Here is a 20,646-nt window from a genome sequence, read left to right as displayed (position 1 = left end):
CCCCCCCCCCCCCCCCCCCCCCCCGCCCCGCAGGCTGGCGCCCCCCGGAACGGTCGCGCGTCAGGCGGCGAACGACGCCCAGATCAGCGCGAAGACCCACAGCGCGAGGCCGAAGACCACATGCGCGGCCAGCGACAGCGCGCGGGCCAGCGTCGGGTTCGCCGCCTTCGAGGCCGCGATGCCGCCGCCCATGCAGGGACCCATCACGAACCAGCCGAGGCCGACGGTGACGATGCCGACGATCAGCGGCAGCGGCAGGGTCGGGACGGCGAGCCAAGCGGGACCGCCGACGAAGACGGTGAAGGCCGCGAAGCAGATCCCCACCAGATAGTGGCAGAGCCAGCCCAGAGCCTGCTCGCCCGGCACCTCGTCGGCGCCGGCCATGCTGTCATGGCGCAACCGGCCGCGGCCGATATGGGCGAACCAGCGGCCCGGCATCTTCCAGTTCTGCACCGGCAGGCCCAGCGCCTTCGCGACGATCAGGCCCCAAAGGTCGAAGACCGCGGTGGTGGCGATGCCGATGAAGAGGATGGGCAGCAGCATGGACGGGCTCCGACAGCGAAAGTGCCGCGACCATGCGCCCGGATTCCCCGGCGATCAATAGCTTAGCTTCGGATACCAGTCGCCGCGGCCCTCGGGCGTCTTGTCGAGCAGCGTCCACAGGATGTCCGGGTCGGGCGCGCCGCGCGGGTCCTGCCCGGGATCGGCCATCGCGCCCGACATCTCTTCCGACCAGAAATGCCGCACCGTGCCGTCGCGCCGGGTGAAGACGGAAAAGCCCGGCACGTCGGCATCCTCGGCGCTGACATAGGCGCGGGTATAGGCGCCGCTCTCGTCGGAATAGACCGGGATCTGCGTCCAGCCGCGGGCGCGCTTCGCCTCGACCAGCCGCGCGATCGGGGCGCGGGCGGTGAAGGCGATGGCGGCGCGCTGGCGGATGTCGGCGATCTTGGGCTCGTATCCGGCCATGAACGAGGTGCACATCGGGCAGGGCGCCGCGCGTTCGGGACCGAACATGTAGCTGTAGACGATCAGGGTCTGATGCGGCCCGAACAGGCCCTCCAGCGTCACCGGGCCGTCCTCGCCGGTGAAGGCATAATCCTCGGGCACCGCGCCGCCAGGGGGCAGGGCGCGGCGCAGCTCTGCCACCCGCTCGATCTGCCGGCGCAGCGCGATCTCTTCTGCCAGAAGCGAGTTGCGCGCGGCGCGGTAGACCGGGCTTTCGTTCGGCCAGGCGGCGCGGTTCAGCGCGGCAAGGTCCAGCGCCGGGGTCTTCAGCCCTTGGGTCATCGGTCGGCTCCTTTCGGAAAGCGCACCGCGACAAACGGGAACGGGGCGGCGGGGGTTCCCGCCGCCCTCAAGCCCTGCCTCAAGCTCCGCCTCAAGCTCTGGGCGTCAGCCCGCCTGCCAGAAGGCGATGGCGGCCTCGGCCACCTCGCGGTCCTGCGCCGGCGTGCCCGAGCTGACGCCGATGCCGCCGACGACGGCGCCCTCGTGCAGCACCGGCAGGCCGCCCGGCACCGTCGAGAGCCGCCCGCCGATCGCGGCGAAGATCCCGTAGGCCGGCGCGCCCGGCTGGGCCGAGGCGTGATATTCGTGCGTGGCCTTCTTCGCGCCCGAGGCGGTGAAGCTCTTGTCGATGGCGATGGTGATCGAGGTGACCTTGCCACCCTCCATCCGCTCGAAGGCCAGCAGGTTGCCGCCCTCGTCGGTGATGGCGATGCACATCGGCACGCCGATCTCTTCGGATTTGGCGCAGGCGCCGGCGATCAGGCGGCGGGCGTCGGCGATGTCCAGGCGGGTGACGGTGATCATCGGCAGGTCCTTTCCGGAAGGTGACCGCGGCGGCCGCGGGGGGTGTACGGGGGGTGCACGCCCGGTGCACGGGATGCACCCCCCGGTATTTGCAGTCGGCTCAGGCGGTTGCGGCCTTTTGCTTGACGATGCGCCGCCAGGCGTGCAGCAGCGGCTCGGTATAGCCCGAGGGCTGGTCGGCCCCCTTCAGGATCAGGTCGCGCGCCGCTTGGAAGGCCGCGCCGTCATAGCCCGGTGCCATCGCGACATAGGCGGCGTCGCCGGCGTTCTGGCGGTCGACCTCCAGCGCCATGCGCTTCAGGCTCTCGTCGACCTGCGCCTCGGTGATCAGGCCGTGCATCAGCCAGTTTGCCAGGAATTGCGCGGAAATCCGGAGGGTTGCGCGGTCTTCCATCAGCGGCACGTCGTCGATGTCGGGCACCTTGGAACAGCCGACGCCCTGATCGACCCAGCGCACGACATAGCCCAGGATCGACTGGCAGTTCATGTCGATCTCGCGGGCGATCTCGGCTTCGGACAGGTTGCGCCCGCCCAGCATCGGCAGGGTCAGCAGCTTCGCCAGCGCCGCCTTTTCGCGGCCCTTCAGCTCGGCCTGCCGGGCCGCGACGTTCACGCGATGGTAATGGGTCGCGTGCAGGGTGGCCGCGGTCGGCGAGGGCACCCAGGCCGTCGACGCGCCCGACATCGGGTGCCCGACCTTGACCGTCAGCATCTCGGCCATGGCATCGGGTTTCGCCCACATGCCCTTGCCGATCTGCCCCTTGCCGTCCAGCCGGGTGGAAAGGCCCGCATCGACATTGCCATCCTCATAGGCGCCCAGCCAGGCGGCCGTCTTCATCTCGCCCTTCGGCACCACCGGGCCCGCCTGCATCGCGGTGTGGATCTCGTCGCCGGTGCGGTCGAGGAAGCCGGTGTTGATGAACGCGAGCCGCCCCTGCACCGCGCGGATGCATTCGGTCAGGTTGACCGAGGTGCGGCGTTCCTCGTCCATGACGCCGAGCTTCACGGTGTTGCGCGCAAGGCCCAGGATGTCCTCGACGCGGGCATAGGTCGCATCGGCGAAGGCGACCTCGGCCGGCCCGTGCATCTTCGGCTTCACGACATAGACCGAGCCCGCGCGCGAGTTCTGGTTCTCGCTCCGCGCCATGTCATGCATCGCGGCAGCGACGGTGACCACCGCATCGAGCATCCCCTCGGGCGTCTCGGCGCCGTTCAGTTTCACCGCATCGGTGGTCATCAGGTGGCCGACGTTGCGGATCAGCAGGACCGAGCGGCCGGGCAGGATCAGCGTGCCGCCCGCGGGCGTGGTGAAGACGCGGTCGGGGTTCAGGCGGCGGGTCATCGACTTGCCGCCCTTCTCGAAGGTCTCGGCCAGGTCGCCCTTCATCAGGCCGAGCCAGTTGGAATAGGCCAGCACCTTGTCCTCGGCATCGACGGCGGCGACCGAATCCTCGCAGTCCTGGATCGCGGTCAGGGCGCTTTCGATCACCACGTCGCGCAGGCCCGCGGGGCTGGCGGCGCCCACCGGATGGGTCTTGTCGATCACCAGCTCGATATGCAGGCCGTTGTTCTTCAACAGGAAGCTGTTCGGGGTGGTGCCGGCGAACTGGGCCGGATCCTGCAGCGCGACGGGCTGGCCCGCGACGGTGGCGGTGAAGGCGCCATCCGCTGCGGCATAGGCGGTGACATCGGCATGGCGCGCGCCGGCCAGCGGCACGGCGTCGTCGAGGAACTCGGCCGCCCAGGCGACGGCGGCGGCACCGCGCCTGGCGTCGAAGCCCTTGCCCTCGGGCGTTCCAGGCAGCGCGTCGGTGCCATAGAGCGCGTCATAGAGGCTGCCCCAGCGCGCGTTCGCCGCGTTCAGCGCGAAGCGGGCGTTCATCACCGGCACCACCAGCTGCGGGCCGGCGAGGGTGGCGATCTCGGGGTCGCAGGCGGGGGTCGAGACCTCGAACGCCGGGCCCTCGGGGACGATGTAGCCGATCTCGCGCAGGAAGGCCTCCATCTCGGCGGGCGCGATGTCCTTGCCCTTGCGGGCCTTCAGGAAGGCGTCGATCTGGGCCTGCATCTCGTCGCGGACCTGCAGCAGCCGGGCGTTCTCGGGCGCGAGATCGGCCAGCATCGCGGCATAGCCGGACCAGAAGGCCTCGGCCGAGACCGGCAGGCCGGGCAGCAGGCGCTCTTCGACGAAGGCGGCGAGTTCGGGGGCGACCTCGAGGCCGGCGCGGGTGACGGGGGTGGACATCGGGCATACCTCCTTGCGGTGCGACCGGGGTAGGGCCGATGGGCCCGGCGCGGGAGTCCCGGCGCGGATCTTTTCCACGATGTGGAAAGCCGGACGGGTTGGGATCAACCCGCGCAACCCCGGTGTCGCAGGCTGAAGCCCTGATGATGTGCTGTGACAGACACGGGACGCGCGATTCTGCTGTGGATGCCGACCTGCTGCGGCGCGATGGCGCAGCAGTCGGATCTGGCCGTGACGGTGCAGCTGCGCGCCGACCCGGCCGCCTTTCTCGGACGAGCAGAGGGTGTGATCCCGGCCCACGGCAGCGACGGGGCGCACGATGCGGCGGGGATCGACCGCCACGTGGGGCTGGAATGTCCGGAGGCCCGGGCGACTGCGGCAAAGCCTCGATACGGCGGTGGACCAGGATGAAGTGGCGGTGCTTGCGCAGGCCGGGTCGCACGGTCCGTTGTGGCGCCAGTTCGACGCGGCGGACCGGGATGGCGACCGCAGCGGCGGCTCCGCAGAGATAACCGATTGGGCACGATCAGAGGCCGCGCTGGCCTTTTCCACCGCCGCCCCCTGTCCTTCGATGCCGACGGAAGGGTGACGCTGCCACAGCTGCGCGTCAGGATGGGGCCGACGCGATCTGAGCGGGGAAGCTCAGCGCGTGCGGCGCAGGTAGACGTAATAGGCGCCCTCGCCGCCATGCTTCAGATGCGCGCCCGAGACCTGCAGGACCACCGCGCCCAGCGGCATCATCTGCAGCCACTGCGGCACCTGGTGCCGCAACGCGCCGACGCGGCGCGGGATCGGGCCCGGCTCGTCGCGGAACTTGCCCTTGCCGGTGATCACCAGCACCAGCCGCAGCCCGTCGGCATGCGCGTTCAGGATGAAGCGGATCAGCTCGGGATGCGCCTCGGACAGGGTCATGCCGTGCAGGTCGATCCGCGCCTCGGGCGCCAGCCTGCCGCGCACCATCTTGCGGTGCTGGCCCGCATCCATCTGCACCGGCTGCGCCGCCAGCCGCGCCGCCGGGCCGGGGGCAAGGTCGTGGCGGGGCAGCGCGCCCGCCGCCTTCTCGCCCAGCCGGAAGGCGTCGATCAGGCGTTTCGACGGCTTGGGCGCGACGAAGGGCGGCTCGGGCTCGGGCGGCGGCGGGGCCAGCGGCTCGGCCTTCGTCTTGTGGACGCTCTTCGCCACATGATCCCAGAGCGCGCGATCCTCTTCGCTCAGGCCCTTCCTGCGCCGCGCCATGGCTCAGCCCGCCACGAAAAACGCCGCCCTTGCGGCGGCGTCCGGGGTCTTGGCCGGAAAGGTCTGGCGCATCCGGGGTCAGCTCACTCGCCGGTGGCGACCAGCTGCCAGTTGGGATCGTCCGACCCCACGATCCGCGCGAAGGTCCAGACGTCGCGCTGGCGGCGCGAGGCCTTGGGATCGCCGTCGACGATCTCGCCCGAGGCGTCGCGGGTGGCCGAGACCAGCTCGCCGGTGAAGCGGATCGTCACCTCGCCCTCGCGGGTCGCCGGGGTGAATTCGGCATCCTGCAGCGCCAGTTCGCGCAGTCCGAGGAAGGTCGCCTCGGTCTTCAGGCCGCGGGCCTCGCGCTCGGCCACGACGCTGGCGAAGCTGTCGAAGACCTCGGCCGAGAGGAACGGGCGCACCTGCTCCAGCTCGCCCTTCTCGAAGGCCATCAGGATCATCTCGTAGGCGCCGCCGGCCCCGCGCAGGAATTCCGAAACCGAGAAGCCGGGCTCTGCCCGCTTCATCTCGGCCAGCGCCTGGGCGGCCGGCGAGTTTTCCGGAACGTGGTCGGCGATGTCGCGATCGGGGCCGCCCTCGATCACCTCGAAGCCCTGACGCGGGGTCGGGGTCGCGGCATCGGGCATCTGCACCGGCGGCTTCTCGAACCCCTCGCGGCTGCCGAGCACGGCCTTGAGACGGAGGATCAGGAAGATCGCAACTCCGGCCAGGACGAGCAGCTGGATCAAGGCATTGGACATGAGACGGCCTTTTCGGTCGTGGCTGGGCCGGTCATCTTGAGAACCGGCGGTTGGAACATCGGGCGATCCCTACCTATGTAGGACGCAGGGCGCTTCAAGTCCATGCCCCGGCCCAAGACGCGTTTGCCGCGGGTCCCTGCCACCACACTGCGTCGAAAGACTGCATCGAACCCGAAGGAACATCCGCCCCATGTGGCCGCTTGCCGCGCTTCTTGCGCTTCCCGTCATCGAAATTGCGCTCTTCGTCACCATCGGCGGGGCGATCGGCCTTGGTCCGACGCTGGCGCTGGTGCTGCTGACGCCGATGCTGGGGATCTGGGTGATCCGCACCGCCGGCGCCCGCGCGATGGCCGACCTGCGCGCGCCGCTGGGGGGCCTGCGCGATCCGGCGGTGCCGATGGCAGAGGGGGCGGTCAAGGTGATCGCGGGCTTCCTGCTGGTCCTGCCGGGCTTCCTGACCGATGCGCTGGGGCTGGCGCTGCTGGTGCCGCCGCTGCGCCATGCGATGCTGCGCGCCCTTGGGCGGCGCGTCGTGGTGCTGCGGCCCGGACAGGACCCGCGGCAGGATCCCTTCCGTCGCCCGGCCGGGCAGGACGTGATCGACGGCGAGTTTCACGAGATCCCGCAGGCCGAGATCCCGCGCCACCGCCCCGGCGGCCCCTCGGGCTGGACGCGCGACTGATCACCGGCAGGGGGCGCTGACGCATTGAGATGGCAGGGCCTTCCTGCTAGACCCGGGCCCGAAGCCGATCCCAGGGAGACGATCATGGCCGAGAACGGCAACGGAACGCCCGAAGCCCCCGCCGCGCAGCCGCCGGGCCAGCCGAAGATGCAGGTGCTCGCGCAGTTCGTGCGCGACATGAGCTTCGAGAACATCCTCGCACAGAAGGGCCTGAACGCAGGCGAGGTCGTGCCCGAGATGACCGTGCAGGTCAGCCTCGACGCCCGCAAGCGCGCGGTCGAGGGCCAGTACGAGGTCATCACCAAGTTCAAGGTCGCCTCGACCAACAAGGCCGACGGCTCGTCGCTGTTCCTGCTGGAGCTGGACTATGGCGGGATCTTCGCTATCGACGGCGTCCCGAACGAGCAGATCCACCCGTTCCTGCTGATCGAATGCCCGCGGATGCTGTTCCCCTTCGTGCGCCGCATCGTCTTCGACGTGACCCGCGACGGGGGCTTCCCGCCGGTGAACCTCGACACCGTCGATTTCCTCGCGCTCTACCGCAACGAGCTGGTGCGCCGCGCCGAGGCCCAGAAGGCGCAATCCTCGATCGTCTGATCGCGGCCCACGCCTGCGGAAGATCAGAAGGCCCGCGCTTCCGGCGCGGGCCTTTCGCTTGCGCCTGTGGCCCCTTTGCCCGGTTCCCGGAGTCGTTGCGTCGACGCGATCACTTTTGGGGAACCGGCGACTCCCCGCGCGTCTTGGTGCTGAGGGGTGGCAACCAATCGCCAGACCTGCGACGACTAGGGGCAGGGCCGGGACAACCGGCCGGGACGACCGAGGGGAGACGACCGAATGCGGCAGCGGATGCGGCGCAGGGGCCGGAACGCGATGGGCGCGGCCCTTGCTGGTCTCGGACTGGGGCTGATGGCGGGGCCGGCGCTCGCGCTCGACAATTTCCAGATCCGCATCATCGGCAAGGACCATGCGATCGGCAACGCGGTGCTGAACGCCTCGCAGACCGCCGCGGCGCGCGACGACAAAGAGGCCGACGCGCAGGACCTGCTGGCCGCCGCGCAGGCCGATTACGGGCGCATCCTTGGCGCGCTCTACGCGCAGGGTCACTATTCCGGCATCATCACCATCGCCGTCGACGGGCGCGAGGCGGCCTCGATCCCGCCGCTGAACGCGCCGCAGCAGATCCGCAGCATCATCATCACCGTCGATCCGGGCCCCGCCTTCACCTTCTCGCGCGCAGAGGCACGGCCGCTGGCCCCGAAGACCGAGATGCCGGACGGGTTCGCGCGCGGCGAGCCCGCCGAGTCGGGCGTCATCACCGAGGCCGCGGGGGCGGTCGTCGATGGCTGGCGGGCGCTGGGCTATGCCAAGGCGCGGCTGGCCGACCAGCAGGTGACGGCCGATCACCGCGCCAACACGCTGGACGCGCGGCTGGGCTTCCAGCCGGGGCCGCGGGTGACCTTCGGCGAGCTTTCGGTCACTGGCCAGCGCCGGGTGCGCGAGGACCGGATCCGCAAGATCGCCGGCTTCCCCACCGGCGAGCGCTTCGATCCCGACGAGGTCGATGCCGTGGCCGAGCGCCTGCGCCGCACCGGCACCTTCCGCGCCGTGGTGCTGAAGGAGCATGACACCGTCAGCCCCGGCGACCGGCTGGACTACGACCTGATCCTGACCGAGGAGAAGCGCCGCAAGATGAGCTTCGGCGCCTCGATCTCGTCCGATGACGGCGCGGCGCTGGAGGCGGGCTGGATGCACCGCAACCTGTTCGGCGGCGCCGAGAAGCTGACCATCGACGGCGAGATCTCGGGGATGGGCAGCTCGGTCGGTGGCATGGACTACAGCCTTGGCGCGCGGCTGGAACGACCGGGCACGCCGTTCCGCGACAGCGCGGCCTTCGTCGACGCGCTGGCGGCGCGCAACGAAGAGGACGACTACACCTCGGACAACGTGCGGCTGACCTTCGGCCTGAAACGCTACATCACCGACAAGCTGACCGGCGAGGTCTCGTTCGGCTTCGAAGGGTCGGACGTGACCGATGACCTTGGCGTAGACACCCGCTATCGCCAGCTGATCCTGCCGTTCTCACTGACCTGGGACGGGCGCGACAACGCGCTGAACGCGACCGAGGGCGTCTATGCCAAGGGCGAGATCCTGGCCTTCAACGGGCTCGAGACCACCGGCACCGGGGCGAAGCTGGCCTTCGACACCCGCGGCTATTACGGCTTCGGCGCGGACGACCGCGTGGTGCTGGCCGGGCGGGTGCAGGGCGGCACCATCGTCGGCGCCAAGCTGGAAGAGGTGCCGCGCGACTACCTGTTCTACACCGGCGGCGGCGGATCGGTCCGCGGCCAGCCCTACCAGTCGCTGGGCGTCTACGAGATCGACCCCGACCTGAAGACCGGCGGCACCAGCTTTGCCGCGATCTCGGCAGAGCTTCGGGTGAACGTCACCAAGTCGATCGGCATCGTGACCTTCTACGACGCGGGCTGGGTGCAGGGCGATAGCAGCGACGACATGCAGGCCGGGGCCGGCATCGGGCTGCGCTACAACACCGGCATCGGGCCGATCCGGCTGGATGTCGCGGCCCCCGTTTCCGGCAGCACCGGCGACGGCGTGCAATTCTACATCGGTATCGGACAGGCCTTCTGATGACCCGCAAAGCTCTTCCCCTCGCGCTCTGTCTTCTGCTGCCGATCGGGGCCATCGCGCAGGACGCGGCGGCCCCCAACGGGGACGAGGATCGCGGCTGGATCACCGGCCTGATCGAGGACAGCCTGGGCGGCGAGGGGCGGACGGTGCGGCTGGAAGGCTTCCAGGGCGCGCTGTCCTCGCGCGCGACCTTCGACAGCCTGACGATCTCCGACGATCAGGGCGCCTGGCTCACGATCCGCGGCGGGGCGATGCAGTGGAACCGGCTGGCGCTGCTGCGCCGCCAGATCGACATCCGCGAGCTGTCGGCCGAGGCGATCGAGCTGCCGCGCCTGCCCGCGACCGAGGCCGACCCGATGGAGGCCTCGACCGCCTCGGAAGGTTTCTCGCTGCCCGAGCTGCCGGTGAGCCTGAAGGTGGAATCGCTGATCGTGGGCAAGGTCGCGCTGGGCCAGCCGATCATCGGCACGCCGGTCGACTTCTCGCTGACCGGCAACGCCAGCCTCGCGAATGGCGAGGGCGCGGTCGACATCGCGGCCGAGCGCACGGACGGCCAGCAGGGCCGGGTGACGCTGGCCGGCAGCTTCGAGAATGCCACGGAACAGGCGAAGATCGACCTGCTTCTGGACGAAGGTGCGCAGGGCATCCTTGCCACCACCATCGGCCTGCCCGGTGCGCCCGCGCTGCAGCTGGCGGTTGCGGGGCAGGGGCCGCTGAGCGATTTCACCGCCGACATCCGCCTGTCGACCGATGCCGAGCCGCGGCTGACCGGCACCGTCGCCCTGACCGCCAGCGCCGCGGCAGACGGCGCCGAGCCGACGCGCAGTTTTGCCGTCGATCTGGGCGGCGACATCGCGCCGCTGTTCCTGCCGGCCTATCAGCAGTTCTTCGGCGACGACGTGCGCTTGCAGGCGCAGGGCAGCCGCGCCCCCGACGGGGCGATGGACCTGCCCAGCCTCACGATCTCGTCGCAGGCGCTGGACGTGACGGGGCGCGCGCAGATCGGCGCCGATGGCGTGCCGACGCTGGCGGAGCTGGCGCTGAAGCTGGGGCTGGCGGAAGGCGGCGACGTGCTGCTGCCGACCTCCGGCTCGGAAACCTATGTGACCAGCGCGGCGCTGAACCTCGACTATGACGCGGCGACCGGCCCCGACTGGCGGCTGGCGGGCAATCTGCAGGGTCTGCGCAGCGAGACGCTGGGGATCGAAGAGCTGACGCTGGACGGCACCGGGCAGCTGTCGAAGGCCGCGAGCACCGATCTGAACGGCACGCTGCGCTTCGCGGCCTCTGGCGTGACTTCGCCCGATCCCGATCTGGCCCGCGCTCTGGGGCCGACCCTGACCGGCAGCGCCGACCTCGCGACCGTGGCCGAGGGCTTCCGCATCGGCAACCTAGCGCTGGACGGCGAGGGCTATGGCGCGACCGGCGATCTGGTGATCGGCGGGCTCGACGGCAACTTCACCGTCGACGGCGCGCTTGGGGCGCGGATCGACGATCTCGACCGCTATTCCGGCCTTGCCGGGCAAAGCCTGAAGGGCGCGACCGAGGCTGCGGTCGAGGGGCAATATGCCGTGCTGACCGGCGCCTTCGATGCCCGCGTCACCCTGAACGGCACCGATCTGGGGGCCGGGATCGCGCCGCTCGACGCGCTGCTGCAGGGCCGCTCGACCGTGGCGCTGGACGCGATGCGCGACAAGCAGGGCACCACGATCCGCTCAGCCCGCGTCAACGCCCGCACCCTGACCGCGACCGCGCAGGGCCTGCTGGCGCCGGGCCGCAGCGACCTGACCGCCGATCTCGACTTCGCCGATCTGGGCGTCATGGGCCCTGACTACGGCGGCGCGCTGAAGGCCGACGCCCATATGAAAGAGGCGGGGCCGCTGCGCCGCTTCGATGTCGAGGGCACCGGGCAGTCGCTGAAGCTGGGCATTCCGCAGCTGGACGGCCTGCTGGCGGGCGAAAGCAAGCTGGTGCTGATCGGCGGGCTTCTGAACAATGTCGTCACCTTCGACATGGCGCGGATCAACGGGCAGGCGGTGTCGCTGGACGCCACCGGCCGCTACGGGCCCGGCGACGCCGACCTGAAGGCCAGCTTCCGCCTGCCGGACCTGTCGGTGATGGGCGCGGGTTACGGCGGCAGCCTGACCGCCGACGCGACGCTGAAGGAGACGGGCACCGCCGAGGCGCCGGTCCGCGACTTCACCCTGACCGGGCGCGGGCAGGATCTTGCGGTGGGCCTCCAGCAGGCCAGCGGCCTGTTGCAGGGCGCGACTGCGCTCGATGTCGCGGGCCGGCAGGACGGCACCGCGCTGACGCTGGACGTGGCCAAGCTGGAGGGGCCGCGCGTCTCGCTGGATGCGGCGGGAACCTATGATCCGGGCGCCAGCGACCTGCGCGCGAGGATCGGGCTGCCCGACCTGTCGGTGATGGGCCCCGGCTACCGTGGCCGCCTGAATGCGGATGCTACCCTGACCGAGACCGGCACCGCCGCCGCCCCGGTGCGGCGGATCACGCTGAACGGCGCTGCCGACAACCTCGCGATCAACCAGCCCGAGGCCGACCGCATCCTGGCCGGCGCGACCAGCGTGGCGCTGGTGGCTGAAGAGGATCAGGGCGCGATTCGCATCGAGACGCTGGATGTGAAGAACCCGCAGCTGACCGCGAGTGCCAGCGGCCAGACCGGCGGCGACGGCAGTGCGATCACGTTGAACGCGCGGCTGTCGAACATGGCATTGCTGGTGCCGCAGTTCCCCGGTCCGCTGAGCGTCTCTGGCACCATCGCCCAACCGCAGGGCCAGGGCTACCGCATCGACCTGAGCGCGCAGGGCCCCGGCGGGGTCGATGCCCGCGCGCAGGGCACGCTGGCCGCCGATTTCGCGACGGCCGATCTCGGGATCACCGGCGCGGCGCAGGCGGCGCTGGCCAACGCCTTCATCGCGCCGCAGACGGTCGAGGGGCCGATCCGCTTCGATCTGCGCCTGAACGGCGCGCCGGGGCTTTCGGCGCTGTCGGGGACCGTGTCGACGCAGAACACGCGCTTCAGCGTGCCTGCCGCCAATCTCGAGCTGCAGGGCATCGACGCGACCGTCAGCCTGGGCGGCGGGCGCGCGGACATCGCGATGAACGCGCGCGGCTCGGAAGGCGGCACGATCCGCGTCTCGGGCCCGGTCACGCTGAGCGGCGCCTATCCGGCCAACCTCGCCATTGCCTTGGGCGACCTGGTGCTGAAGGACCCGAAGCTCTACCAGACCTCGGTCGCGGGCAACCTGACCGTCGAGGGGCCGCTGACCGGCGGCGCCGAGATCGCCGGGCGCCTCGCGCTGGGGCCGACCGAGGTGCGCGTGCCCTCGACCGGCTTCGGCTCCAGCGGCGATGTGACCGGGCTGCGCCATGTCAACGAAAGCGCCGCCAGCCGGCGCACCCGCCAACGCGCCGGCGCCGACGAGGTGACCCGCGTCACCGCCGAGGGCAGCGGCGGCGGCTACGGGCTGGACGTGCGCGTGTCGGCGCCGAACCGGATCTTCGTCCGCGGCCGCGGCCTCGATGCGGAACTGGGCGGCGAATTGCGCGTGCGCGGCACCACCAACGACGTGCAACCCGAGGGCCAGTTCGAGCTGATCCGCGGCCGGCTCGACATCCTCAGCCAGCGCTTCACGCTGGACGAGGGGCTGATCCAGCTGCAGGGCTCGCTGGTGCCGACGATCACCTTCGCCGCCTCGACCCAGACCGACGACGACACCGCCACGATCCGCATCGACGGTCCGGCCTCGGACCCGCAGATCAGCTTCGTCTCGGCCAACGGCCTGCCGCAGGAAGAGGTGCTGTCGCGGATCCTGTTCGGGCGCGGGCTCGACAAGATCTCGGCGCTGCAGGCCGCGCAGCTGGCCTCGGCGGTCTCGACGCTGGCCGGGCGCGGCGGGCAGGGCATCATCGGCAACCTGCGCGACGCGACCGGGCTCGACGATCTGGACGTCACCACCGACGACAGCGGCAACGCGGCGCTGCGCGCGGGGCGCTACATCTCGGACAAGGTCTATACAGACGTCACGGTCGGGGCGGGGGGCACCAGCTCGATCAACCTGAACCTCGACGTGACCCGCAACGTGACCGCGCGCGGCTCTGCCGAATCCGACGGCGGCACCAGCATCGGGATCTATTTCGAGAAGGACTATTGACCGGGACGGGGGCGCATCGGCGCCCCCGCAACGGCTAAGCCTTCGCGCGTAACGTCCGACGCGGGGTCAGGTTCCGCCCGATCTTCACAATATTTCCATGAAGATCAATAAGTTGGCGCAGGAACCACTGTGTGCGCATTTCGTTGTCATCCCATACCGGGGCCGCGGTAGGCCGCATGCCCCGCCGGAGGAGATGAAAGGACTGCGACATGAAAAAGCTTCTTGCCACCACCGCGCTCGTCGCGATGACCGCCGCGCCGCTTTATGCACAGACCGCGACCCAGCCCGCCGCTGAACCTGCCGCCCCGGCCGCCGATGCGACGATGGGCACCAGCGACTTCAGCTACATGCCCGCCGAGGGCACGATGACGATCTCGGCCGAGACCTTCATCGGCAAGCGCGTCTACACCGCCGAGGGCGACATCGACACCAGCGCCGCCATTACCGAGGCGAATGCCGACTGGGACGACGTGGGTGAAGTCCACGATATGCTGATCAGCAAGGACGGCCAGCTCGAGGCGATCCTCGTCGACGTGGGCGGCTTCCTCGGGGTCGGCGAGAAGACCGTGGCCGTCAGCATGGACCAGCTGAAGCTGATCCCCGACGGTGACGACGCCAACGACTACTTCATCGCCTTCACCGCGACGAAGGAGCAGCTTGAGAACGCGCCCGAGTACAAGGCTCCGGGCGAGATGAACGAGCAGGCCGCCGCCGACGGCACCGCCGCCGCGACCGACCAGAAGGCCGCGGACACCATGGCCTCGAACGACGCGGCCGCGACGACCGGCGCCGCTGCCGGCACGATGGCTGCCGCCCCGGCCGCCGACACCACGGCGCAGGCCACGGCCCCGGCTGCGACGACCGATGCCGCCGGCACCGGCGAGCAGATGGCTGCGGTCGAGGTCGACCCGAGCACCGTGACCGCCGAGCAGCTGCAGGGCGCGCCGGTCTACGACTCGAACGACGAGAAGGTCGGTGACGTGAAAGAGCTGGTCATTGCCAACGACGGCAAGATCACCAGCGCCGTCGTCGATCTGGGTGGTTTCCTGGGGATCGGCGCCAAGCCGGTGGCCTTCGACTTCGGCGACCTGAAGATGACCGCCGAGGATGCAGAGGGCAAGAACCTGTCGGTCCATGTCTCGCAGACCGAAGACCAGATGAAGGCGATGCCGGAATACGACAAGGAAGGCTGATCCAGCCAGCCGAACGAAAAGGGCCCGGGGAGAGATCCCCGGGCCTTTTTCCTTGCGCGTTGGTGGCGTTCCGCCGGCGCGGCGGTCGTCGCGCGAAGGGGTGGGCGCGGCACCGGGTGCCGGCGCCGGCCCGTCAGTGGCCGCGGCCGTCGCGGGGGGTGTTGGTGACCTTGCCGCTGGCAGAGGTGGGGAACTGCTGGATGCCGTGCTGGAATTCGGCCACGTCGAATTCGACGGCGATCTCGTAGCTGTCTTCCGTCTCGGTCCACTCCACCTGCGAGCCGAGCTGGCCGGCGAAGGCGGTGATCAGCTGGGTGCCGATGCCGGTGCGTTCGTTCACCACTGGCTCTTCGCCGCCGCGCGAGTTCCTGACCGACAGCCGCGCCTTGCCGGGGCCGGTCGAGACCAGCGCGACGCGGATCCAGCGCCGATCGCCCGCCGGGGTGCGGGTCGAGTATTTCATCGCGTTGGTCAGCCCCTCGGTGGTGAAGAGCGCGACCGGCACCGCCTGGTCGGGGTAGAGGCTGACCGGATCGAAGCGCGTCTCGATCTCCGGCTGGCGGCCCGGCTCGCCGGTCATCACCGACATCTGCCGCACGATGTCGCCCAGAAGCGTGTCGGCCTGTACCGCGGACAGCGACTCGGCCTGATAGAGGTTGCGGTGGATCGTCGCGAGGCTGGTGACGCGGTCCTGCACGCTTTTCAGCACCGAACGTGCCCCGGGTTCGCGCACCCGACGGATCTGCATGTTCATGATCGAGGCGATGAGCTGCAGGTTGTTCTTCACGCGGTGGTGGATTTCCTTCAGCAGGACGGTCTTTTCCTGCAGGCTCGCCTCGCGCTCTGCTTCGTCGCGCATCACGATCCGCGCGAGGTTCTGGAAGGTGTGGCTGACCTCGGTGATCTCCGAGGGCGCGTTGCGCGGCACCTGCGGCAGGTGATCGCGGCGGCCCAGCGCGAAGCGACGCATCTCGCCGCGCAGGTCGCGGATGTGGCGGATCACCAGCCGGTCGACGGCGGCATAGGCGACGACGAGGCTGGTCAGCCACATCGTCAGCGGGAACAGAAGCGTCGCGGGCGAGATCAGGTCGCGGCTCAGCTGGGCCCTTTCCGGGTCCCAGCTGCCAAGGACGTAAACGAGGTTCGCGACCACCGGCACCGCGACGAAGACCCGCTCGCGCCCCTGCCCGTCACGGCCCCGGAAGATCGGCGGGTCCTGATGGCCGGCAAGGGTATCGCGCGAGACATCGGCGGGCAGCAGTTCTTCGGCCGCGGACATCGGCCGCGGCTCGGTCAGCAGGACGTCGCCGCTCTGGTTCATCATCACCACGTCGACATCCGACGGACCGCCGGTCCCGGTGCGCAGCGAGGACAGCACCCGGTGCGGCACCGACAGCACCATCATCCCGAGATAGACGCCATCGCGGGTCACCGGGACAGAGACCATCAGCACCGGCTCGCGCGAGACGGTGCCCTCCATCGAGGCGTTGACCTGGGCGCGGGGTGCTTCGGCGAACTTGCGCAGGATCGGATGGGCCGAGACGTCGAGCTCTTCGCCCGCGGACGAGCAGCGGATCTTGCCGTCCGCCGGGACGAGCCCGGCGAAGGTGTAGATCGGGCTGCGGGCCACGAAGTCGCGCAGCATGGTCGAGCAGGCGGTGACGTTGGCGATGTTCTCGACGACGGTCTGGCTGAGCGCGCCGGCAGCGCCAAGCGCGCCGTGGACGATCGCCTGTTCGCCGCCGATCGCATTCGAGGTGCGCTGGATCAGCGCGGTCTCAGAGGCGCTTTCGGCGTCCATCGCCATCTGCCAGGTCTGCGACAGCGCGATCAGGCCCAGCGGCAGCAGGGCCACCGACAGCAGAAAGGCCAGGCGGAAGCCCAGCCTTTCGGTCATGCGAAGGAAGTCCCGGAAAGTGTCCCTCACAGGCCTGTCAGCCCGAGGACGCAGACGCGGCCATCACCGCCATGGTCGCCGGATCAGTCATCGTGAGTTCTTCCCCTTCGGCGAGATTCAGCAGTTCCGCAAGCCGCCGGCGACCGCGGTTCGCCCGGCTCTTGATCGTGCCGACCGCGACGCCGCACATCTCGGCCGCCTCTTCGTAGGCGAAGCCCGAGGCCCCCACAAGGATCAGCGCTTCGCGCTGTTCATCGGGAAGCTGCTCGAAGGCCGCCTTGAAATCGGCCATCGCCAGGCGACCGTCGTGATCGGGCTTGGTCGCCAGCCGGCCGGCGTGGATGCCGTCGACATCCGCCACCTCGCGGCGGGTCTTGCGGCGCGCCGAATAGAAGGTGTTGCGCAGGATCGTGAACAGCCAGGCGCGAAGGTTCGTGCCGCGCTGGAAGCGGTGCATGTTGCTCCAGGCCTTCAGGATCGTGTCCTGCACCAGATCGTCGGCGGCCGAGGAGTTGCGGGTGAGGCTGAGAGCAAAGGCGCGCAGCGCCGGAAGATGTGTGACGAGTTCATCGCGCGGATCGAGGTCAGAGCAGTCCTTGCCAGCGCTCATTTTTCGTCCGGCTCCTTGGCCGCATCCTGCTGCCGCAGCTGCTGAAGCAGGGACATGAACTTGTCGGGGACGGACTGATCCACCATCTGCTGATACACGCGGCGCAGATTCTCGTCGATCTGGCGCTCGACGGTGGGTCTGCTGTCGTCGCTGGCGTCTGGCGTCATGGTGTTCCGCGGCATTCTTTTTTGATTTGCTCTGGAACCGAACACAGTCGGCCACGTTCGGTTCCGAGAAAAATGAAAAAACGTCTGGAGACGACATGACAGAAGGGCACACCGCGGACATCTCGGCGCTGATCGGTCCCGAGCTGCCGTATCTGCGTCGGTACGCGCGCGCGCTCACCGGCAGTCAGGACACCGGAGACCGCTATGCGGTCGCCACGCTGGAAGCGATCCTGCTGGACCGGGGCCTGTTCGAATCCGGGCTCGAGCCGCGGGTGGCGCTGTTCCGCGCCTTCCACGCCATCTGGTCCTCGGCCGGGGCGCCGGTCGCCGAAGAGGGTCTCGACGCGCTCGAGGCGCGGGCGCAGGTCCACCTCTCGGCGCTGACCCGCAACACCCGCGAGGCGCTGCTGCTGCGCACGATCGAGGAGATGCGGTTCGAGCAGATCGGCCAGATCATGCAGGTCTCGCCCGGGGAAGCGGAAGAGCTGGTCATCATCGCGCTGCGCGAGATGGAACGTTCGGTTCTTGGCCGCGTGATGATCATCGAGGACGAGACGATCATCGCGATGGACATCCAGTCGATCGTGCAAGCGATGGGCCACGAGGTCACCGGCGTCGCCCGGACCCGTGATCAGGCCGTGGCGCTTGCCCGCAAGGAGCGCCCGGCGCTGATCCTCGCCGACATCCAGCTGGCCGACAACTCGTCGGGCATCGATGCGGTGAACGACATCCTGGCCGAGATGGGCGATCTGCCGGTGATCTTCATCACCGCCTTCCCCGAGCGGCTGCTGACCGGCGAGCGCCCCGAGCCTGCGTTCCTGATCTCGAAACCCTACCTCGAAGAGCAGGTCCGCTCGGCCGTAAGCCAGGCGATGTTCTTCGCCTCGACCGAGACGCTGGCGGCCTGATCCATCCGCCTTCGACAGTCAAAAGGGCGCCCTCGCGGGCGCCCTTTCTTTTTCCCTGTCGATCCCGTCGCGTCAGCCGGTACTGCGGTCGTACATGCCGATCCCGAGGGCCAGCAGGCAGAGCGCAAGGAACAGCAGGCACAGGACCTGGCTCGCGACGACTGCGCCAAGGGCGAAGCCGCCGAAGCCGAAGATCCCGCAGATCGACGCGACGAGAAGGAAGATCGCGGCCCAGTAGAGCATTTTCCTTCTCCTTTCGCAGGTCTGCAGTCATGCTTGTCGAAAGGCGAACGTCGCGGGGCGGGGCGGAGTTCCGCCGTGCAGGCCCCCGGATGCTGCACCGGCGACCATCCGCCGCAGCGCGGAACCCGAGGCCGCCGATGGCGTTGGTGGGGCAATGGAACGTAACGCTCCGGCCATGTCGGGGCGCTTTAGGAAAAGGAGTGCACCATGGCGCGTGCTGCCGCTTACACCAATGGCAAGGCTGCCGAGGCTGATCTCGTGGCCCTTCAGAAACAGATCGCCGCTCTGAAGGACGACCTGTCCAACATCACCACCACGCTGGGCGACTATGGCAAGCATCAGAGCCTGTCGACGCTCGACACCGCGAAGGCCCAGGCCGAAACGCTGCGTGCGCAGACGCTGGCCAAGCTCGACACGCTGACCAGCCAGGCCGCCGCCCAGCTCGAGACGATGCGGGCGCAGGCCGGCACCGTGGCGACGCAGGCCGACACCTTCGTGAAGGAACGCCCCGCGACCGCCGTCGGCATCGCCGCCGGGATCGGCTTCGCGCTGGGCCTGCTGACCGCGACCCGTCGCTGATCCATGGGCGGGATCATCGCCGCCCTTGAACTGAAGCTGCAACGCGCCGTCTCCGGACTGGCGCGTTCGGCCGCTTTGGGCCTGCTTGCCGGGATCGCGGCGCTGGTGGCGCTGGCCTTCGCGACCGCCGCGGGCTTCATCGCGCTGTCGGACGTTCTGGGCGCTGCCTGGGCCGCGCTGATCGTCGCGCTGTTCTATCTCGCGGTCGCGCTGGTCGCGGTGGCGATGCTGCGCCGCCCCGCACCGCCGCCGCCGGTGGCGCTGCCGCTGGCCACCGCGCCGCCGCCGCCCCCGCTGGCCGAGGCGTTCCTGGCCGGGCTCGAAACCGGAAAGAGCTTCGGCGAAGGGTTCAGATCGGGGGCCCGCGCCTCGAAATGACCGGGCCGCGGCCGCCGATATCCTCGGAATGCGGTCGCGGGATGCCCAGCACATGGTTCAGCGCGGCGCCCAGCAGCACCGCGTAGGCCGAAAGATAGAACCACATCAGCAGCGCGATCCCGGCCCCGAGCGAGCCGTAGATCCGGTTGTAGGTTCCGAAATTCGACAGGTAGATCGAGAAGGCCATCGAGGCCGCGGCCCAGAGCAGCGCCGCGAGCCCCGCGCCCGGCGTCAGCCATCCGGCCCTGAGGGCGCGGCGGGTGTTCGGCCCGTAGCGGTAGACCATGGCGATGGTGATCAGCAGCAGCAGGAAGGTGATAACCCAGGGAATCCCGCCGATTATCCGCCCCTCGATCGGGCCCAGCGGCAGGACATGCAGCAGAAGCGGCAGCACAACCACCGTGGCCAGCGCCGCGATCGCCATGCCCAGCACGGTCAGCGTCAGGATCATCGGCAGGATGAACTGCTTCGACAGCTTGTGGTTCGGATAGCCGTGGATCGCGTTGATCCCCTGCACGACCGAGGCGAGGCCCGCCCGCGTCGACCAGAGCGCGATCAGCAGCGACAGGAAGGTGCGCCAGCCGATCCCGCTTTGCGCAGAGGCGTCGACCAGCGCCGAAACCTGCCCCGCGATCAGCCCGAAGGCCACGTCCGGGATGAAGCCGCGCGCGACCTGCAGATAGCTTTCCAGCACGTCCGGATCGGCGGCCAGCCAGCTCCAGACCGACACGACCGCCGCCAGCGCCGGGAAGATCGCGAACATGGCGTAGAAGGCCACCCCCGCCGCGACGAGGCCGAGGTTGCGTTCATCCATGATCTTCAGGATCCCCGAGCCGATCTCGAGGAAAGTCTTCAGGGGTGGAATCTGCAGGACGCCTCCTCCGCGCAAGCCGTCGGCCCTCTGTCGCGTGATACGCGCGAACTGTGACGAACGGTTCACCGGGGTGCAATCACGCGCGCGCGATCGGCGTAAATGCGCGGCACGAATGCATCAAATCGACTTCGGGGGAATGGGGAGCCGCGGAACGCACCCGTGTGAGGGACTGTGGGGCAGGGTGCGTTCCGCGGCATCCGGCATTGGCGGGGACCTGAGCCGGATCACCGCTGCGGCCCGGCAAAGCCACGG

At 69.6% G+C, this 20,646-nt stretch carries 19 protein-coding genes; 8 read left to right on the top strand and 11 right to left on the bottom strand.

The genetic code is table 11. From position 1 onward, the window contains the following. Positions 1-60 precede the first annotated feature (60 nt). The 6 genes from V8J36_RS04395 to V8J36_RS04370 all read right to left on the bottom strand — a co-directional run bounded on the left by V8J36_RS04395 (position 61) and on the right by V8J36_RS04370 (position 6,042). Positions 61-543 (bottom strand): DUF2938 family protein, encoded by a 483-nt coding sequence (locus V8J36_RS04395; protein WP_336466022.1) that lies wholly within the window; start codon positions 541-543, stop codon positions 61-63. 54 nt (positions 544-597) lie between these two features. Then, positions 598-1,290: a DUF899 family protein gene (locus V8J36_RS04390; RefSeq protein ID WP_336466021.1), complete on the bottom strand. Its 693-nt coding sequence runs from the start codon at positions 1,288-1,290 to the stop codon at positions 598-600. Between the two features lie 105 nt (positions 1,291-1,395). Then, the gene (locus V8J36_RS04385; protein ID WP_336466020.1) at positions 1,396-1,815 is read right to left on the bottom strand and encodes a GlcG/HbpS family heme-binding protein; all 420 of its coding nucleotides are present in this window, start codon (positions 1,813-1,815) and stop codon (positions 1,396-1,398) included. A 100-nt stretch (positions 1,816-1,915) separates the two neighbouring features. Beyond that, complete coding sequence (locus V8J36_RS04380) at positions 1,916-4,060, bottom strand: malate synthase G (RefSeq protein ID WP_336466019.1); 2,145 nt, start codon at positions 4,058-4,060, stop codon at positions 1,916-1,918. A 642-nt stretch (positions 4,061-4,702) separates the two neighbouring features. Next, positions 4,703-5,296, bottom strand: coding sequence for a Smr/MutS family protein (locus V8J36_RS04375; RefSeq protein ID WP_336466018.1), 594 nt, complete (start codon positions 5,294-5,296; stop codon positions 4,703-4,705). Positions 5,297-5,379: 83 nt separating this feature from the next. Continuing rightward, entirely contained in the window at positions 5,380-6,042 is a 663-nt protein-coding gene (locus V8J36_RS04370) for a Tim44/TimA family putative adaptor protein (protein ID WP_336466017.1), read from the bottom strand. Between the two features lie 190 nt (positions 6,043-6,232). On the opposite strand from V8J36_RS04370, the gene V8J36_RS04365 reads away from it, so the two are divergent. The 5 genes from V8J36_RS04365 to V8J36_RS04345 all read left to right on the top strand — a co-directional run bounded on the left by V8J36_RS04365 (position 6,233) and on the right by V8J36_RS04345 (position 14,738). Beyond that, positions 6,233-6,724 (top strand): FxsA family protein, encoded by a 492-nt coding sequence (locus tag V8J36_RS04365; protein ID WP_336466016.1) that lies wholly within the window; start codon positions 6,233-6,235, stop codon positions 6,722-6,724. An 84-nt stretch (positions 6,725-6,808) separates the two neighbouring features. Next, positions 6,809-7,321, top strand: a complete 513-nt coding sequence (secB, locus tag V8J36_RS04360; protein WP_336466015.1) for a protein-export chaperone SecB — start codon at positions 6,809-6,811, stop codon at positions 7,319-7,321. Positions 7,322-7,558: 237 nt separating this feature from the next. Then, entirely contained in the window at positions 7,559-9,370 is a 1,812-nt protein-coding gene (locus V8J36_RS04355) for an autotransporter assembly complex protein TamA (RefSeq protein ID WP_336466014.1), read from the top strand. Beyond that, positions 9,370-13,545 carry a translocation/assembly module TamB domain-containing protein gene (locus tag V8J36_RS04350; protein ID WP_336466013.1) on the top strand — a complete coding sequence of 1,392 codons (4,176 nt, stop codon included), beginning with the start codon at positions 9,370-9,372 and terminating at the stop codon, positions 13,543-13,545. The genes V8J36_RS04355 and V8J36_RS04350 overlap by 1 nt, the downstream gene beginning before the upstream one ends. A 209-nt stretch (positions 13,546-13,754) precedes the next feature. Further along, the gene (locus tag V8J36_RS04345; RefSeq protein WP_336466012.1) at positions 13,755-14,738 is read left to right on the top strand and encodes a PRC-barrel domain-containing protein; all 984 of its coding nucleotides are present in this window, start codon (positions 13,755-13,757) and stop codon (positions 14,736-14,738) included. 133 nt (positions 14,739-14,871) lie between these two features. Here V8J36_RS04345 and V8J36_RS04340 read toward each other — a convergent pair whose 3' ends face one another. From V8J36_RS04340 to V8J36_RS04330, 3 genes are read right to left on the bottom strand one after another with little or no spacing between them, the layout of a single operon-like run. Continuing rightward, a complete protein-coding gene (locus tag V8J36_RS04340; RefSeq protein WP_336466011.1) occupies positions 14,872-16,635 on the bottom strand; it encodes a sensor histidine kinase in 1,764 nt (587 codons plus the stop codon). Between the two features lie 37 nt (positions 16,636-16,672). Next, on the bottom strand, positions 16,673-17,245 hold the full coding sequence (locus V8J36_RS04335) for an RNA polymerase sigma factor (RefSeq protein ID WP_336466010.1): 573 nt from the start codon (positions 17,243-17,245) through the stop codon (positions 16,673-16,675). Beyond that, entirely contained in the window at positions 17,242-17,412 is a 171-nt protein-coding gene (locus V8J36_RS04330) for a NepR family anti-sigma factor (protein ID WP_336466009.1), read from the bottom strand. Before V8J36_RS04330 ends, V8J36_RS04335 begins: the two co-directional genes overlap by 4 nt. Positions 17,413-17,507: 95 nt before the next feature. Here V8J36_RS04330 and V8J36_RS04325 point away from each other — a divergent pair, with 95 nt between their 5' ends. After that, on the top strand, positions 17,508-18,320 hold the full coding sequence (locus V8J36_RS04325; RefSeq protein ID WP_336466008.1) for a response regulator: 813 nt from the start codon (positions 17,508-17,510) through the stop codon (positions 18,318-18,320). 72 nt (positions 18,321-18,392) lie between these two features. Here the strand turns inward: V8J36_RS04325 and V8J36_RS04320 are convergent, their stop codons facing one another. Beyond that, positions 18,393-18,563, bottom strand: coding sequence for a DUF1328 domain-containing protein (locus V8J36_RS04320; RefSeq protein ID WP_336466007.1), 171 nt, complete (start codon positions 18,561-18,563; stop codon positions 18,393-18,395). A 207-nt stretch (positions 18,564-18,770) separates the two neighbouring features. Here V8J36_RS04320 and V8J36_RS04315 point away from each other — a divergent pair, with 207 nt between their 5' ends. Together V8J36_RS04315 and V8J36_RS04310 are read left to right on the top strand one after the other, a co-directional pair. Next, the gene (locus V8J36_RS04315) at positions 18,771-19,142 is read left to right on the top strand and encodes a DUF883 family protein (RefSeq protein ID WP_336466006.1); all 372 of its coding nucleotides are present in this window, start codon (positions 18,771-18,773) and stop codon (positions 19,140-19,142) included. A gap of 3 nt (positions 19,143-19,145) precedes the next feature. Next, positions 19,146-19,520 (top strand): phage holin family protein, encoded by a 375-nt coding sequence (locus V8J36_RS04310; RefSeq protein ID WP_336466005.1) that lies wholly within the window; start codon positions 19,146-19,148, stop codon positions 19,518-19,520. Here the strand turns inward: V8J36_RS04310 and V8J36_RS04305 are convergent. After that, positions 19,492-20,334, bottom strand: coding sequence for a YihY/virulence factor BrkB family protein (locus tag V8J36_RS04305; protein WP_336466004.1), 843 nt, complete (start codon positions 20,332-20,334; stop codon positions 19,492-19,494). The two genes, V8J36_RS04310 and V8J36_RS04305, sit on opposite strands and share 29 nt — an antisense overlap. Positions 20,335-20,646: the final 312 nt, after the last annotated feature.

It is taken from the genome of Frigidibacter sp. MR17.14 (genome assembly GCF_037095735.1).
Lineage (GTDB): Bacteria > Pseudomonadota > Alphaproteobacteria > Rhodobacterales > Rhodobacteraceae > Frigidibacter.
Note: the sequence above shows the minus strand (reverse complement) of the source record. Positions and strands in the feature narration are given on the sequence as shown.

Excerpts from the sequence above, each read along its gene's own strand:
- V8J36_RS04330 (WP_336466009.1), bottom strand. The coding sequence starts at position 17,412 with ATGACGCCAGACGCCAGCGACGACAGCAGACCCACCGTCGAGCGCCAG.
- secB (WP_336466015.1), top strand. The coding sequence starts at position 6,809 with ATGGCCGAGAACGGCAACGGAACGCCCGAAGCCCCCGCCGCGCAGCCG.
- V8J36_RS04310 (WP_336466005.1), top strand. The coding sequence starts at position 19,146 with ATGGGCGGGATCATCGCCGCCCTTGAACTGAAGCTGCAACGCGCCGTC.
- V8J36_RS04345 (WP_336466012.1), top strand. The coding sequence starts at position 13,755 with ATGAAAAAGCTTCTTGCCACCACCGCGCTCGTCGCGATGACCGCCGCG.
- V8J36_RS04320 (WP_336466007.1), bottom strand. The coding sequence starts at position 18,563 with ATGCTCTACTGGGCCGCGATCTTCCTTCTCGTCGCGTCGATCTGCGGG.
- V8J36_RS04325 (WP_336466008.1), top strand. The coding sequence starts at position 17,508 with ATGACAGAAGGGCACACCGCGGACATCTCGGCGCTGATCGGTCCCGAG.
- V8J36_RS04395 (WP_336466022.1), bottom strand. The coding sequence starts at position 543 with ATGCTGCTGCCCATCCTCTTCATCGGCATCGCCACCACCGCGGTCTTC.
- V8J36_RS04370 (WP_336466017.1), bottom strand. The coding sequence starts at position 6,042 with ATGTCCAATGCCTTGATCCAGCTGCTCGTCCTGGCCGGAGTTGCGATC.
- V8J36_RS04385 (WP_336466020.1), bottom strand. The coding sequence starts at position 1,815 with ATGATCACCGTCACCCGCCTGGACATCGCCGACGCCCGCCGCCTGATC.
- V8J36_RS04375 (WP_336466018.1), bottom strand. The coding sequence starts at position 5,296 with ATGGCGCGGCGCAGGAAGGGCCTGAGCGAAGAGGATCGCGCGCTCTGG.
- V8J36_RS04335 (WP_336466010.1), bottom strand. The coding sequence starts at position 17,245 with ATGAGCGCTGGCAAGGACTGCTCTGACCTCGATCCGCGCGATGAACTC.
- V8J36_RS04305 (WP_336466004.1), bottom strand. The coding sequence starts at position 20,334 with ATGGATGAACGCAACCTCGGCCTCGTCGCGGCGGGGGTGGCCTTCTAC.
- V8J36_RS04350 (WP_336466013.1), top strand. The coding sequence starts at position 9,370 with ATGACCCGCAAAGCTCTTCCCCTCGCGCTCTGTCTTCTGCTGCCGATC.
- V8J36_RS04390 (WP_336466021.1), bottom strand. The coding sequence starts at position 1,290 with ATGACCCAAGGGCTGAAGACCCCGGCGCTGGACCTTGCCGCGCTGAAC.
- V8J36_RS04340 (WP_336466011.1), bottom strand. The coding sequence starts at position 16,635 with ATGACCGAAAGGCTGGGCTTCCGCCTGGCCTTTCTGCTGTCGGTGGCC.
- V8J36_RS04380 (WP_336466019.1), bottom strand. The coding sequence starts at position 4,060 with ATGTCCACCCCCGTCACCCGCGCCGGCCTCGAGGTCGCCCCCGAACTC.
- V8J36_RS04315 (WP_336466006.1), top strand. The coding sequence starts at position 18,771 with ATGGCGCGTGCTGCCGCTTACACCAATGGCAAGGCTGCCGAGGCTGAT.
- V8J36_RS04355 (WP_336466014.1), top strand. The coding sequence starts at position 7,559 with ATGCGGCAGCGGATGCGGCGCAGGGGCCGGAACGCGATGGGCGCGGCC.
- V8J36_RS04365 (WP_336466016.1), top strand. The coding sequence starts at position 6,233 with ATGTGGCCGCTTGCCGCGCTTCTTGCGCTTCCCGTCATCGAAATTGCG.